This is a genomic window from Polynucleobacter sp. MWH-Spelu-300-X4, from assembly GCF_018687515.1.
Lineage (GTDB): Bacteria > Pseudomonadota > Gammaproteobacteria > Burkholderiales > Burkholderiaceae > Polynucleobacter.
In genome coordinates this window covers 126,787-140,891 of sequence record NZ_CP061294.1, presented here as the reverse complement: position 1 = coordinate 140,891, position 14,105 = coordinate 126,787, and the positions used below count along the sequence as shown (strand labels likewise).

General features: G+C 42.6%; 15 protein-coding genes and 1 tRNA gene. 6 read left to right on the top strand and 10 right to left on the bottom strand.

The annotated features are described in order from the left end of the window. The first annotated feature begins 228 nt into the window (after positions 1 to 228). Genes hemA through grxD form a run of 4 tightly spaced genes read left to right on the top strand, consistent with a single transcriptional unit; the run spans position 229 to position 3,825 of the window. A complete protein-coding gene (hemA, locus tag ICV01_RS00775) occupies positions 229 to 1,548 on the top strand; it encodes a glutamyl-tRNA reductase (protein ID WP_215287783.1) in 1,320 nt (439 codons plus the stop codon). Beyond that, positions 1,549 to 2,628, top strand: coding sequence for a peptide chain release factor 1 (prfA, locus tag ICV01_RS00770; protein ID WP_215287782.1), 1,080 nt, complete (start codon positions 1,549 to 1,551; stop codon positions 2,626 to 2,628). It begins immediately after the preceding gene. A gap of 3 nt (positions 2,629 to 2,631) precedes the next feature. Next, positions 2,632 to 3,489, top strand: coding sequence for a peptide chain release factor N(5)-glutamine methyltransferase (prmC, locus tag ICV01_RS00765; RefSeq protein WP_215287781.1), 858 nt, complete (start codon positions 2,632 to 2,634; stop codon positions 3,487 to 3,489). A 27-nt stretch (positions 3,490 to 3,516) separates the two neighbouring features. Beyond that, positions 3,517 to 3,825 (top strand): Grx4 family monothiol glutaredoxin, encoded by a 309-nt coding sequence (gene grxD, locus ICV01_RS00760; RefSeq protein ID WP_215287780.1) that lies wholly within the window; start codon positions 3,517 to 3,519, stop codon positions 3,823 to 3,825. Between the two features lie 26 nt (positions 3,826 to 3,851). On the opposite strand, the gene ICV01_RS00755 is transcribed toward grxD, so the two are convergent. Together ICV01_RS00755 and ICV01_RS00750 are read right to left on the bottom strand one after the other, a co-directional pair. Then, positions 3,852 to 5,291 (bottom strand): YdiU family protein, encoded by a 1,440-nt coding sequence (locus tag ICV01_RS00755; RefSeq protein ID WP_215287779.1) that lies wholly within the window; start codon positions 5,289 to 5,291, stop codon positions 3,852 to 3,854. 72 nt (positions 5,292 to 5,363) lie between these two features. After that, the gene (locus ICV01_RS00750; protein ID WP_215287778.1) at positions 5,364 to 5,627 is read right to left on the bottom strand and encodes a SemiSWEET transporter; all 264 of its coding nucleotides are present in this window, start codon (positions 5,625 to 5,627) and stop codon (positions 5,364 to 5,366) included. A 154-nt stretch (positions 5,628 to 5,781) separates the two neighbouring features. On the opposite strand from ICV01_RS00750, the gene rmuC reads away from it, so the two are divergent. Continuing rightward, on the top strand, positions 5,782 to 6,978 hold the full coding sequence (gene rmuC / locus ICV01_RS00745; protein WP_215287777.1) for a DNA recombination protein RmuC: 1,197 nt from the start codon (positions 5,782 to 5,784) through the stop codon (positions 6,976 to 6,978). A 121-nt stretch (positions 6,979 to 7,099) separates the two neighbouring features. Here rmuC and ICV01_RS00740 read toward each other — a convergent pair whose 3' ends face one another. The 8 genes from ICV01_RS00740 to ICV01_RS00705 form a co-directional block, all read right to left on the bottom strand. Then, a complete protein-coding gene (locus tag ICV01_RS00740) occupies positions 7,100 to 7,729 on the bottom strand; it encodes a phasin family protein (protein ID WP_215287776.1) in 630 nt (209 codons plus the stop codon). Positions 7,730 to 7,900: 171 nt separating this feature from the next. Next, a tRNA-Thr gene (locus ICV01_RS00735) sits at positions 7,901 to 7,974 on the bottom strand. A 73-nt stretch (positions 7,975 to 8,047) separates the two neighbouring features. Beyond that, a complete protein-coding gene (locus tag ICV01_RS00730; protein ID WP_215287775.1) occupies positions 8,048 to 8,440 on the bottom strand; it encodes a ClpXP protease specificity-enhancing factor in 393 nt (130 codons plus the stop codon). A gap of 29 nt (positions 8,441 to 8,469) precedes the next feature. Next, complete coding sequence (locus tag ICV01_RS00725; protein WP_088812637.1) at positions 8,470 to 9,081, bottom strand: glutathione S-transferase N-terminal domain-containing protein; 612 nt, start codon at positions 9,079 to 9,081, stop codon at positions 8,470 to 8,472. Between the two features lie 24 nt (positions 9,082 to 9,105). Next, entirely contained in the window at positions 9,106 to 9,840 is a 735-nt protein-coding gene (locus tag ICV01_RS00720; RefSeq protein ID WP_251369394.1) for a cytochrome c1, read from the bottom strand. A 48-nt stretch (positions 9,841 to 9,888) separates the two neighbouring features. Next, positions 9,889 to 11,289 carry a cytochrome bc complex cytochrome b subunit gene (locus tag ICV01_RS00715; protein ID WP_215287773.1) on the bottom strand — a complete coding sequence of 467 codons (1,401 nt, stop codon included), beginning with the start codon at positions 11,287 to 11,289 and terminating at the stop codon, positions 9,889 to 9,891. Between the two features lie 10 nt (positions 11,290 to 11,299). After that, positions 11,300 to 11,899: a ubiquinol-cytochrome c reductase iron-sulfur subunit gene (petA, locus tag ICV01_RS00710; RefSeq protein ID WP_215287772.1), complete on the bottom strand. Its 600-nt coding sequence runs from the start codon at positions 11,897 to 11,899 to the stop codon at positions 11,300 to 11,302. A gap of 160 nt (positions 11,900 to 12,059) precedes the next feature. Further along, positions 12,060 to 12,809, bottom strand: coding sequence for a Nif3-like dinuclear metal center hexameric protein (locus tag ICV01_RS00705; protein WP_371817472.1), 750 nt, complete (start codon positions 12,807 to 12,809; stop codon positions 12,060 to 12,062). A 101-nt stretch (positions 12,810 to 12,910) separates the two neighbouring features. Here ICV01_RS00705 and ICV01_RS00700 point away from each other — a divergent pair, with 101 nt between their 5' ends. After that, positions 12,911 to 14,089 (top strand): trypsin-like peptidase domain-containing protein, encoded by a 1,179-nt coding sequence (locus ICV01_RS00700; RefSeq protein WP_215287770.1) that lies wholly within the window; start codon positions 12,911 to 12,913, stop codon positions 14,087 to 14,089. Positions 14,090 to 14,105: the final 16 nt, after the last annotated feature.

Sequence of the window (14,105 nt, the reverse complement as noted above, 5' to 3'; positions counted from 1 at the left end):
GAGCTAATCCACTCCAACATCTGACCTGACTTAAAAACCCCCAAAGTTTGGCCAAAAAACGAGCTAAAAGCACTAACAAGCACCCCTAAAAGGGCATAAAGGGGAAATTGGGACTTTTTAGGTCTTTTTTTGGGATAGAAATAGGCAGATAAGACGCCTAAAACGCTACCAAATATTAAAAAAGCCAGAATGCTCACCTAACCCCCTGAAAAAACTATAATTTCACCTATGCAGATTTTGACATTAGGCATTAATCATCACACCGCACCGCTTTCGGTGCGTGAACAGGTTGCTTTCGCACCTGAGATGATTCAGCCTGCCTTGCATCATCTGAAAGATCACCTAGCAAATGTATCAGAAACGAAGTTGCCTGAGGCAACGATTTTGTCGACCTGTAATCGTACTGAGTTGTATTGCGCAGCCAACGATGCTCACTCCACACACGAACAGTCGGTTCTAAAAAATACAGCGATTGAATGGTTAGCCCAATCAAGAGGTATACGTAGCGATGAATTACTGCCTCATGTGTATGTTTTACCTCAATCACAAGCAGTCAGACACGCTTTTAGAGTTGCATGCGGTCTAGACTCGATGGTGGTTGGTGAGACTCAAATTTTGGGTCAATTAAAAGATGCGGTTAGAACAGCTGATGAAGCTGGCTCACTAGGCACTTACCTTAATCAACTTTTTCAAAAAACTTTTCAGGTAGCAAAAGAAGTTCGCGGCAATACAGAAATTGGCGCTCACTCAATTTCCATGGCCGCAGCAGCGGTACGCTTATCTGAAAGAATTTTTGAAAGTGTTTCCGATCAAAAAGTGTTGTTCATTGGCGCTGGTGAAATGATCACTTTATGCGCCACACATTTTGCAGCCCGCAAACCTAAGCTAGTGGCCGTAGCGAATCGCACACTAGAACGCGGACAAGAATTAGCAGATGAACTGGCAGAGCAAGGTTTACAAACCGAGTCACTTCGCCTCTCCGATTTACCAACGCGCCTACATGACTTCGACATCATTGTTTCTTGTACGGCTAGCACCTTGCCAATCATTGGCTTAGGCATGGTTGAAAATGCTATCAAAACACGTAAACATCGCCCTATGGTGATGGTGGATTTAGCGGTACCTCGCGATATTGAAGTGGAGGTTAGCCGCCTAAACGATGTGTATCTTTACACAGTTGATGATTTAGGCGAGATTGTTCAAACGGGTGCCGACTCCCGTAAAGCTGCCGTAGGCCAAGCCGAAGCCATTATTGAGACACGCGTCTCTCACTTTATGCACTGGCTAGAAGGTCGCGGAACAGTACCGTTAATACAAGACTTACGCCAACGCGGTGATGACTTACGCGCTTTTGAAGTCGAACGCGCTAAAAAATTACTCGCTAAAGGGGAAGACCCTCAAGCGGTGTTAGATGCTTTAGCTCAAGGCCTAACCAATAAATTTTTACATGGTTCTTTACATGCACTACAACACGCGCAAGGCGAAGAACGCGAAGCTCTCATGAAAATCCTGCCCGGTTTATTCCGCGCACATCACTCAGATAAATAGATGAAACCTAGTATGAAAGCTAAGCTCGAGCAATTAGATGCTCGACTAGCAGAATTGAACTCGCTTTTGGTGCAAGAAGAGATCACCAAAGATATGGATCAATACCGCAAACTTAATCGTGAGCATGCGGAGATATCCCCTGTTGTCGAACAATTCCAGGCTTACCAGCAAGCAGAGGCCGATGAACAAGCCGCACTTGCCATGCAAACTGATCCTGAGATGAAAGAGTTTGCGGAAGAAGAGATTAAAGATGCCCGCGCCCGCATGGAAAACATGCAGGCTGATTTGCAACGCCTACTTTTACCTAAAGATCCCAATGATGACAAAAATATCTTTTTGGAAATTCGTGCGGGGACAGGTGGAGATGAGAGTGCTTTATTTGCGGCAGATCTTTTCAGAATGTATACCCGCTATGCTGAACGTCAACGTTGGCAAGTAGAAGTTGTTAGCGCCTCAGAGTCTGATTTGGGTGGTTATAAAGAAGTTATTTTGCGCGTTGTGGGTCAAGGCGCTTTTTCAAAACTTAAGTTTGAGTCTGGTGGTCATCGCGTTCAACGCGTTCCACAAACAGAGACTCAAGGTCGTATTCATACATCAGCTTGCACGGTAGCGGTCATGCCTGAAGCTGATGCAATTAGTGATATTGAAATCAATCCTGCCGATTTACGAATTGATACTTTTAGAGCTTCAGGTGCTGGCGGTCAGCACATTAATAAAACAGACTCGGCTGTTCGTATTACCCACCTTCCTACTGGAACTGTAGTGGAATGCCAGGATGATCGCAGCCAGCATCGTAATCGTGAGCAAGCCATGAAGGTTTTGGTCTCACGCATTATGGATGCCAAGCGCCGTGCCGCTCACGATAAAGAAGCTGAGACTCGTAAGAGCCTTGTTGGTTCGGGCGATAGAAGCGACCGTATTCGTACCTACAACTTCCCACAAGGTCGCATTACCGATCACCGCATCAACCTAACCCTATACAAGATTGATGCCATGATGGATGGTGATATCCAAGAATTATTAGGTGCTTTAGCGGCGGAACACCAAGCAGAGCTTTTAGCTTCTCTAGGTGAAAATTAATACATGCCCTGCATTAAGGAACTTTTAGCAGCATCCACCTTAGATAAGGTGGATACAAAAGTTCTCTTAGCTCATTTAATTGAGAAACATCTGAACTGGCCTAAGAGCTCTTTAATCAGCAGAGATACGGATGCTCTACCCAAAGAGTTAATTGCTGAATGGCATTTGTTAGAAGCTCGCAGGAATAGCGGTGAACCCGTTGCTTATATCCTTGGCAAAAAAGAGTTTTACAACATTGAACTAAAAGTGGCTCCAGGGGTTTTAATTCCAAGACCAGAAACAGAGCTTTTAGTTGAGTTAGCTATTGAACATATTCACCAAGAAAAACTTACTGCGCCACGTATCCTTGATTTAGGTACCGGCAGCGGTGCGATTGCGCTAGCAATTGCTAAAAATCTAGCTGATGCAAAGGTAGTGGGTATTGATTTAAGCGAATCCGCTTTAGCGATTGCCAAAGAAAATGCTCAGTTACTAGGTCTTGATCAACAAGTTAGTTTTTCTCAAGGCAACTGGTTTGAAGCGCTCTCCAAAATTGCTCATGGGCAAAACGATGGCCTATTTGATCTGATTGTGAGCAACCCACCCTATATAGCCTCTGGAGATCAACATCTATCTGAAGGCGACCTTCGTTTTGAACCAGATACCGCCCTAACCGACTTTAACGATGGCTTAAGCGCTTATCGGTTAATTATTGGCTCTGCCAAAGAATATCTGAATAAAAATGGTCTGATTGCTCTAGAACATGGATATGACCAATCAGCAGCAGTCAGAAATTTATTACAAGAGCATGGTTTTGTGGATATAAAAGTCCATCATGACCTTGCGGGTATTGCCCGAGCAGCAAGTGCTAAGCTTCGTTAAAATTAGGTCTTCATATAAGGAAACATCATGGACGCACAAGCAAAAATTAAAACGATCGTTGAAGGACACCCAGTTGTTCTATTTATGAAGGGCACTGCGCAATTTCCGCAATGCGGCTTCTCAGGTAGAGCCATTCAAATTTTGCAAGCCTGTGGCGTTAATGAGCCGTACACCATTAATGTTTTAGAAGATGATGCCATCCGCCAAGGCATTAAAGAATTTTCCAACTGGCCAACGATTCCTCAGCTCTATGTCAAAGGTGAATTCATCGGTGGTTCAGACATCATGACTGAGATGTATCAAAGCGGCGAATTACAACAAGTTTTAGCAGGCTAAAACTAGCTAAGTAATAGAGCTATGCTCTATGTGCCGCAATAAGTGACTGTTTGCGGCACCCCATCAGGTCTTGGGAAAGCTAATGTGTGACCGCTGAACTCTTCGGAAAAAGGATTTTTAATTATTTCCAGTAAATCTAGAAATGGTTTTAAATCCCCTGAAGTTTCAACATCCTCAATTACCGATGCAACCACATGGTTTCTAGGAATAACCACAGGATTATTTACCTGCATCAGTTTCGAGGTGCTCGTTAAGTCACGGTTAGATTCCAACAACTCTAATTGCCAAGCCTTTACCCAATCTTGCAACGCAGGGTGATTTAAAGTTCCGCGGGCTAGTTGACGGAATGTGATTGTGAAATCCAACCGTTGATCATGCATTATTTCTAATAGCTCACTCACTAACTGCACCGCATTAGCCGTCACCGAATCAAAACCTATTTTTTTACAAAAAACCTGCTGCCAATAAGCTTCATAAATATTTGGGAATGTTCTTAATATGTCCTGCGCCACCTGAATCGATAAATCAATATCATTGGGATATAAAAGCGGCAGCAAAGACTCAGCAAATCTGCAAATATTCCAGTACATTATTTTCGATTGATTGCCATAAGCATATCGACCACGTCTATCAATAGAACTAAACGTTGATCGCAAATCATACTCATCAATAAATGCGCACGGGCCATAGTCAATCGTTTCGCCAGAAATGCTTATATTGTCAGTATTCATGACGCCATGGACGAACCCAACACTCATCCATTGCGCAACTAAATAGGCTTGCTGATCTATCATTTTTTTCAAAAATTCTATGTAAGGATTTTCTATATTTATAAGCTCAGGGTAGTGTCTTTTAATTGCGTAGTCAGCCAATTCTTTTAGCGTCGAAACATCGCCTCGACAAGCAAACTCAAAGGTCCCGATTCGAATATGACTGGATGCAATTCGAGTCATCACTGCCCCTGGTTGCAACTTCTGACGTTGCACATATTCACCAGTTCCGACTACAGCCAAAGTGCGGGTTGTCGGAATTCCCAAAGCATGCATGGCTTCGCTAAAAATATATTCTTTAAGGACTGCCCCCAAGATTGCAAGCCCATCACCATTACGAGAATAAGGTGTACGACCAGCCCCCTTTAACTGAACATCCACAATTTTTTCATCAGAGACTCGGTGTTCACCCAAAAGAATTGCCCGACCATCTCCTAAGTTTGTAAAGTTACCGAACTGATGGCCTGCATAGGCTTGCGCTATAGGAACAGCCCCTTTAGGTAGTGTATTGCCGGATAGACTGTCTATTCCAGCAGCACTCATTAAGCTATCAATATCGAGATTGATTGAGCTCGCTAACTGTTCATTGAATATTAATCCCTTAGGAGATTTAACTTTTCTCGGGTAAGCCGGCTCAAACAGATTTGACGGTAACTTCTGGTAACTATATTCAAATTTCCATCCTGGTTGTTCCATAAGCGCTTCCGAAAATAAGCCTCTAAAAATCTAATTTAAGGCCACTCTTCAAACCTCTCCTAACAGTAAATATTATTTACTTGATGTGTTTTTTATCTTCAAAACTAAAATAGTTAATGCCAGTAACAAGGTGATTCCATTAGCAATCACCATTGGCCAAGCATGAATTAATGCCCCATAAATAAACCACAGAAAAACACCAATACTGAACATTAAGTACATTGATAAAGATATAGCGCTAGTGTCTCTTGTTTTATATATATGCGTAACCTGCGGCAAAAAAGAAACCGTTGTTAATACCGCCGCTATATAACCAAGAATTGATTCAGAGCTCAAGAGAAACCTCTTTTTATTTAAAAATAAGTTATTAGATTATATGTACATAAAGACTATCCCAGTACTTCGAAACAATAGTCCATATAGTTAAAATATTTTCAAATTAAACCTTGCTAGCTCATCCAAAGAGCCGCTCATGGTTTAGCATGGCGGTATGGATACAACGATCGCATTTTTACTCTTAGGTCTTTTCTGCATTATTGCTATTGCCAGCCTGTTCTATGCCTGGAATCAAGGGCAAGCTCGCGTCAAAGCGGAAACTGAATTAGAGGCTGAGCGCCGCCAAAGCGCTGATAAATTGGCTACCTTGCAGCAGTCTGCTCAAGATGCAAAAACTGCTCTATCCGATCAGTTTAAAAATCTAGCCAATGAGATTTTGGAAGAAAAGTCACGTCGTTTTGCCGAGCAAAATCAGCAAAATTTAGACACGCTTTTAAAGCCACTTCAAGAAAAATTGACTGATTTCCGTAAACAGGTTGATGAGACTTACCAATCAGAAGCAAGAGAGCGTTTTGCTTTAAAACAGGAAGTGGAAAAATTAGCTGGCCTAAACCTACGCATGACCGATGAAACCAGGGCTCTGACCAATGCACTTAAAGGTGAATCTAAAACCCAGGGGGATTGGGGTGAGTTGGTACTAGAAACGATTCTAGAAAATTCTGGGTTACGCAAAGGTGAAGAGTATGTGGTTCAAGATACTCACACGATCAGTGATGGCTCACGTTTACAACCCGATGTGGTGATTCGCCTTCCAGAATCTAAACACCTGGTGATTGATAGTAAGGTTTCGATTACAGCTTATACACGCTACATGCAGGCTGATGACGAGAGCACCAAAACGGCCGAACTCAATAGTCATGTTCAATCGATTAGGCAACATATTCAAGGTTTATCCAGCAAAAACTACCAAGACCTATATGGCGTTGGATCAATTGATTTTGTGTTGATGTTTATTCCAGTTGAACCTGCCTTTTTATCTGCCATGCGCCATGCGCCAGACATTTATCAAGAAGCACTAAAGAAAAATATTGTGATTGTGTGCCCAAGTACATTACTAGCAACCGTAAGAACCGTAGCTCACCTATGGCGCCAAGAGTATCAAAACAAAAATGCTCAAGAGATTGCCCGTCAATGTGCCATGCTCTATGACAAATTTGTTGGGTTTGTTGAAGACTTAGATAAAGTAGGTCAACGCTTAGAGCAAGCTCAAGTTAGTTATAACGATGCGGTAGGTAAGTTAAAAACTGGTCGTGGCAATCTGATTCGCACAGCTGAGAATGTTAAGAAGCTTGGCGTTAAACCAAATAAATCATTACCTAGCAAACTTACCGATGTTGCTGATGATGAGTAATTTCTGTCATTCTCAATTCTAGAATTCAGAATATTTAATTAAATTTAAGTAATAAAAAACCCGCTGTCTTTACAGATAGCGGGTTCAGTTCTCAGGCTCTAGGCCTGCGAAAGGTAACTAATTACTTACGTGTACGACGAGCAGCTGTTTTCTTAACTGTACGTGTTGCACGTGCAGCTGGCTTAGCAGCAACTGTTGTAGCAGCTGATTTAGCTTGCTTAGCAAAACCTTGGAAAGCTTCAACAGCTTGCTCAGCATTTTGCTCAGCAACAGCAGCAGCTTCTTTAGCAGCTACTTGGAACTGCTCGAAACCTTGCAATGCTGTACCAACTGAAGTTTTCAATGCGTTAACAAAAACGTCTGAACCTGCTGGTGCGTTAGCAGCGAATGTGTCAACCCAGTTTTGTACGCCAGCTTGGAATTGTTCGATTTGAGCTTCAGCAACTTCTGCCAACTCAACATTACCTTCACGAACTAATTTAGCTACAGCACGTTGATGAGCAGCCAATTTGTTACCTAAAGGTGCAAATACGTCAGCTTGTACTAAAGAAGCAAAAGCTTGTGGATCTTTGATTGTCAAAGCTTGCTCTAAACCGTCTTGAGCTTCTTCTAAAACTGCTTTGCTAGCTGCAAAGTTGATGTCAGCTAATTGTTGAGCGCGCTCAACTGCTTTAGTTGTCAATGCAAATGCTGTGTTTAAACCTTCAGTAGAAATTTCTGCAAATTTTGCTGTGATTTGATCTTGGTTCATTGTGTACTCCAAATAGGTTAGTTAATAAGATTCGCAGCACACTTATTGCACTGCACAAACTCTATTTTAGGGTAAACCAGTAGGATTTCAAGGCATTTTTGTTGCAATGCAGTAAAAATGCTGATTTTCTCACGATGAGAAATTATATGATTGATTTATATGGGAATTTTTTGGTGCCCCCTGACAGAATCGAACTGCCAATCCATGATTACAAGTCAAGTGTTATACCATTTAACTAAGGGGGCCAACCTATTCTGCGTATTTTTGCGTACTCAATAAAGAACGCCACAGAATTACTTCTAAGCCCGATATTCTAACTTATTTCACTAGCTTTAGGCTAGGCCTTCCTTTAGAAATCGGTGTATTTTTTTCCTCCGCCGGCGCAGAAGGTGGCGTTCTATCAACTGGGAAAGACATACCCTGACCATTTTCTTTGGCATAAATTGCCATGACATTGGTTAGGGGAACATGAATCTCTCTAGGAACACCGGCAAAGCGTGCTTTAAACGCAATCCACTCATTGTCCATATGCAACTCCTGACAAGCTTCAGGACTGATATTAAGAATGATTTCGCCGTTATTCACATAGTCCATAGGAACATGAACCTGCTCTGTGACAAAAACAGCTAAGTAAGGAGTAAACCCATGATCCACACACCACTGATGTAGTGCGCGGACCAAATAAGGTTTAGTACTAGGGACGTCGTTCATAAACTTCACTAAATTAGTTAAAGAACTAATTAGCGACGCATGACCTTCTCAGATGGGGTCAACGCTTCAATGTACGCAGGACGGCTGAAGATACGCTCTGCATATTTCATTAAAGGTGCAGCATTGCGAGATAAATCAATACCGTAGTGCTCTAAGCGCCATAGCAATGGAGCAATCGCCACGTCTAGCATTGAGAAATCATCACCCAACATGTATTTGTTTTTAATGAAAATAGGCGCTAACTGAGTTAAACGATCACGAATAGCTAAACGCGCTCTTTCATGATTTTTTTCTGCAGCTTTACCTTTTTCATTTTCCAAAGTTGATACGTGTACGAATAGTTCTTTTTCAAAATTGAACAAGAACAAACGAGCACGAGCACGCGCAACCGGGTCAGGCGGCATCAACTGTGGATGAGGGAAACGCTCATCAATGTATTCATTAATGATGTTTGACTCATAAAGAATTAAATCGCGTTCAACCAAGATAGGTACTTGGCCATAAGGATTCATGACAGAGATGTCTTCTGGTTTATTGAAAAGATCAACGTCACGGATTTCAAAGTCCATGCCTTTTTCAAATAGAACCAAACGGCAACGCTGAGAGAACGGGCAGTTAGTGCCCGAATATAAAACCATCATAGGGTAAATCTCCTAATTATTTTTTTAGTGGATGTCTTTCCAATATGACTTGTTTAAACCCCAAGCCAATACTGTAAATACTGCCAAGAACATCAATACCCAAACGCCTAAACGCTTACGATCCAACTGCGCAGGCTCACCCATCCACTGGAGATAAGCAACTAAGTCACCCATAGCATCATCAAACTCTTGCGGTTTTAATTTGCCTGGTGTTACTTGTTCAAAGCCTTTGAAAACATGATGCGTCTTAGACGCGTCATGTGGATCTTTTTCTTCTACATACTTAGCGGTACGAACACCTTGTAGCTCCCACATCACGTGAGGCATACCAACGCTTGGGAAAGCCATGTTATTCCAACCAGTTGCTTTCGTATCGTCTTTGTAGAACGTACGCAAATATGTGTAAAGATAGTCCGCACCTTTAGCGCGAGCAATCACTGATAGATCTGGAGGTGTTGCACCAAACCATGCTTTTGCATCTTTAGGTGCAATCGCCACAGTCATCATGTCACCTACTTTTTCACCAGTAAATAACAAGTTTTGTTTGATTTGCTCGTCTGTTAAACCAATATCGCGCAAACGGTTGTAACGCATGCTCACTGCACCGTGGCAATTCAAGCAATAGTTAACAAATAATTTAGCGCCATTTTGTAGAGCAGCTTCGCTATTAACACGCTTAGGTGCAGCGTCTAATGGGAACTCACCAGTGTTAGCTTGTACTGAGTTCATTGTGGCGGCTACTACTAAGCCCCCAATCATTTGCCATACGAATTTTTTCATTTTCATTTTCCTTATGGGTGCTCGCGATTAATGCGCAACAAAATTAACGCGACTTGGAACTTGCTTGAACTCACCCATACGGCTCCACCAAGGCATTGCTAGGAAGAAACCAAAATAGATGATGGTGCAAATTTGAGAAACCTTCTCACCAATTGGTGATGGAGGTTGAATGCCCAAGTAGCCCAAAATAATGAAAGCAACAACAAATACACCATAGATGTATTTGTGGAACTGTGGACGGTAACGAATCGACTTAACAGGTGAGTTATCTAACCATGGCAAGAAGAAGAAAATTACCACTGAGCCACCCATCACGATCACGCCCCAGAACTTCGCATCAAATAGAACGAAGCCCACGGCTAATACTGCCAAGATACCTGCACAGATACCTTTTACTTTTTTGTCTTCAGTACTACGAATCACTTTACCTAATAACAATGCAGCAAAGATCCACATTGGTAATAAGAACTGTGATGTTGTAGCGCGCAACATAGAGTAGAAAGGTGTGAAGTACCAAACCGGCGCAATGTGCGGAGGAGTCTTCAACGGATCTGCAGGAATAAAGTTATTGTGTTCTAAGAAATAACCGCCTACTTCAGGCATAAAGAACACGATAAATGCAAAGATCATCAAGAACACGCCAACGCCTAGTAGGTCATGTACTGAGTAATATGGATGGAAAGGAATACCATCAACAGGTACGCCATTTGCATCTAAGTTTTCTTTGATTTCTACGCCATCAGGGTTGTTAGAACCTACTTCGTGCAAAGCAACGATGTGAGCAGCTACCAAACCGATCAATACCAATGGAACAGCAATCACGTGGAATGAGAAGAAACGGTTCAAGGTTGCATCACCCACCACGTAGTCACCACGAATCCATAAAGATAGATCTGGGCCAACCAATGGAATAGCAGCAAACAAGTTAACAATCACTTGAGCGCCCCAATAAGACATTTGACCCCATGGTAATAAATAACCCATGAACGCTTCAGCCATTAGACACAAGAAGATAGCGCAACCGAATACCCAAACTAATTCACGTGGCTTGCGATATGAACCGTAGATCAAACCACGGAACATATGTAGGTAAACCACTACGAAGAACATAGAAGCGCCGGTTGAGTGCAAGTAACGCACCAACCAACCCCAAGGCACTTCGCGCATGATGTATTCAACAGACTGGAATGCTTTTTCAGCATCAGGCTTGTAATGCATCACCAAGAAAATACCGGTAATGATTTGAATAGCCAAAACTAGAATCGCTAAAGAACCAAAGAAATACCAGAAGTTAAAGTTCTTTGGTGCGTAGTACTTAGTTAAGTGACCTTCAATAGTCGCTGTTAATGGGAAACGTGAGTCAACCCAAGCTAATAATTTTTGTCCGCGCGAGGCGTTCGCTGGAACTTCTTTTTCATGAAATGCCATGTTTTACCCCTTACGCTTTCTTGTCTTCACCAATGATCAACTTTGTGTCGCTCACATACATATGTGGTGGCACTTCTAAGTTGTCTGGCGCAGGTTTGTTTTTAAATACTCGACCAGCCAAGTCAAATGTAGAACCGTGGCATGGGCACAAGAAACCACCTTCCCAGTTGTCTGGCAAAGATGGTTGTGCACCTGCTTGGAATTTTGCAGTTGGTGAGCAACCTAAGTGTGAGCAAATACCAACAGCTACCAAATACTCAGGCTTGATAGAGCGGTATTCGTTACGTGCGTATTCTGGTGTTAAAGAGTCTGCGTTGCGTTCTGACTTTGGATCAGCCACTTCAGCATCTGTCTTTTTAAGTGACTCAACCATTTCAGGTGTACGACGAACAACCCAAACTGGTTTGCCGCGCCACTCAACTGTGCGTAATTCGCCTGGCTGCATACCAGCGATATCCATTTCAACAGGAGCACCGGCTGCTTTTGCTCGCTCAGACGGAGCAAATGTGTTTACCAAAGGTAATACAACTGCCGCACCACCAACACCGCCTGCAACTGAAGTCGCGATGATCCAGTTACGACGGCTTTTATCCATGCATTGATCACTCATTACTGATTTCCCTCTTGTAAGGCTTTATTTTTGACGTCAACGGGCAATTATAGCGAAGGCGACCCCCTGATTTAAACCCCATAAGCTTAAAAAATAGGCAAAACCTATAAAAAAGTTATCAACTTACAAAGGCTTACAGTTGTTAACCAATCGATAACTTTTAAACAGGATTAGGGATATCCACAAAGGTATGCTTTAAACCGAACTTGTTGGCTAGATGCTCACCTAGCGCCTGAATGCCATAACGCTCAGTAGCGTGATGCCCAGCAGCTATGTAAGCAATACCCATTTCTCTTGCAATATGGACGGTTGGCTCAGAAATCTCACCACTGATGTAAGCGTCCACTTTCATTAAAATAGCTTCATTTATATAAGATTGAGCAGCGCCAGTACACCAGGCAACCGTTTTAATCGGCTGATTAAGGTCCCCAATGACCAAAGGGTCACGCCCTAAACGACTACCCACACTTCTTGCTAATTGCCCTAGAGTTTTCTGAGAAGCATTTGGTTTCCCCTGCCAAATGAGGCCATCAATCCCCTTAGAGCTGGCCACAGACCACCCCATGATTTTGGCCAATTGAGCGTTATTACCCAATTGAGGGTGCAAGTCCAAAGGTAGGTGGTAAGCCAACAAATTGATGTCATGCTCCATTAAAAGCTTTAGGCGGGCATGTAACTGTCCAACAATGGCAGGATCATCACTTTTCCAAAACCAACCATGGTGAACCAAAATAGCGTCGGCTTTTTGAGCAATAGCCTCCTCGATTAAAGCTTTGCTTGCGGTAACCCCAGTAACGATTTTTTTAATCGATGCCCTGCCCTGAACTTGCAAACCATTCGGACAATAGTCTTTGACGCGGTCCACTTGTAATAAGTCAGATAAGTGACTAACGAGCAAATCTCTAGCAATCGATCCCTTACTGGATTTAATAGCTTTCAGAGCTTTTTCTTTTTTCAGGGGTGTCTTTAAACTTGGCTGGCTTTTTTTTGGCATTCGGCTAATCTATCACTATGTTGAAACGACTTTGGTTACTCTTCGCACAGATTGTCACTCTTTTATTGGCAATTTTGTTTATCTTAAGTACTTTTAAGCCAAATTGGCTAGATGGTATTGGTTTTAATGGTGTTAGCAGCATCACCATTAATGAATCTTCCATTGATCCAAGCACACCCAACCCAGGCTCACATCACGAAGCGGTTAAACGCTCTATGCCAGCTGTGGTCAATATTTTTACGAGCAAGAACGTCGTTAAACAAAAGAGAAATAAAAAAGACTCCAATAGCTCGCAATCCAATGATCCTTGGTTCCAATTTTTCTTCGGAGATCAAGCACCTAATAAAGAAGAAGAGTCTTCAAGTCTTGGTTCAGGTGTAATTGTTAGTGCAGAAGGGTTAATACTGACCAACCACCATGTGATTGAAGGTGCTGATCAGATTGAAGTGGCATTAGCTGATGGCAGAAAAACAAAAGCAACTGTTATCGGTAGCGACCCAGATACCGACATCGCCGTTTTAAGAATTAATATCCCGAACCTCCCCAAACCCATTACCTTTGCAAAAATAGAGTCTGTCAAAGTCGGCGATATTGTTTTAGCAATCGGCAATCCATTTGGCGTTGGTCAAACCGTGACATCTGGCATCGTTTCTGCATTAGGTAGAGATCATTTGGGCATCAATACCTTCGAGAACTTTATTCAAACCGATGCCGCCATTAACCCAGGTAATTCTGGTGGCGCATTAGTGGATACAAGAGGCCATCTCATTGGCATTAATACAGCGATTTACTCACGCAGTGGCGGCTCCATGGGCATTGGATTTGCTATTCCAATTAGTACTGCAAAAGAAGTGCTAGAAGCCATTACAAAGAACGGCGGCGTTACTCGCGGATGGATTGGTGTTGAGCCACAAAATATCAATCAAGAGCTGGCTGATACTTTAAAAATTAAACCTGAAGGCGTACTGATTATCGGCACTCTTCAAAATGGTCCCGCAGATAGAGCCGGCATCAAGCCTGGTGATGTGCTTAAAAAAATAGATGGCAAACCTGTTAAAGATATTACTCAGCTACTCAATAAGATTTCAGCAGTAAGCCCAGGTCAAAAGATTAAAGCCGAGATCAGCAGAAAAGGTAAAGACCTAGAGATTGAGATACAAGTAGGTAAGAGGCCAGGGCCGAAGAGGCAGAAGTAACTGTCTTACAAAATCG

Coding starts and splice junctions, on each gene's coding strand:
- hemA (WP_215287783.1), top strand. CDS start 229: ATGCAGATTTTGACATTAGGCATTAATCATCACACCGCACCGCTTTCG.
- prfA (WP_215287782.1), top strand. CDS start 1,549: ATGAAACCTAGTATGAAAGCTAAGCTCGAGCAATTAGATGCTCGACTA.
- prmC (WP_215287781.1), top strand. CDS start 2,632: ATGCCCTGCATTAAGGAACTTTTAGCAGCATCCACCTTAGATAAGGTG.
- grxD (WP_215287780.1), top strand. CDS start 3,517: ATGGACGCACAAGCAAAAATTAAAACGATCGTTGAAGGACACCCAGTT.
- ICV01_RS00755 (WP_215287779.1), bottom strand. CDS start 5,291: ATGGAACAACCAGGATGGAAATTTGAATATAGTTACCAGAAGTTACCG.
- rmuC (WP_215287777.1), top strand. CDS start 5,782: ATGGATACAACGATCGCATTTTTACTCTTAGGTCTTTTCTGCATTATT.
- ICV01_RS00740 (WP_215287776.1), bottom strand. CDS start 7,729: ATGAACCAAGATCAAATCACAGCAAAATTTGCAGAAATTTCTACTGAA.
- ICV01_RS00730 (WP_215287775.1), bottom strand. CDS start 8,440: ATGAACGACGTCCCTAGTACTAAACCTTATTTGGTCCGCGCACTACAT.
- ICV01_RS00725 (WP_088812637.1), bottom strand. CDS start 9,081: ATGATGGTTTTATATTCGGGCACTAACTGCCCGTTCTCTCAGCGTTGC.
- ICV01_RS00720 (WP_251369394.1), bottom strand. CDS start 9,840: ATGATTGGGGGCTTAGTAGTAGCCGCCACAATGAACTCAGTACAAGCT.
- ICV01_RS00715 (WP_215287773.1), bottom strand. CDS start 11,289: ATGGCATTTCATGAAAAAGAAGTTCCAGCGAACGCCTCGCGCGGACAA.
- petA (WP_215287772.1), bottom strand. CDS start 11,899: ATGAGTGATCAATGCATGGATAAAAGCCGTCGTAACTGGATCATCGCG.
- ICV01_RS00700 (WP_215287770.1), top strand. CDS start 12,911: ATGTTGAAACGACTTTGGTTACTCTTCGCACAGATTGTCACTCTTTTA.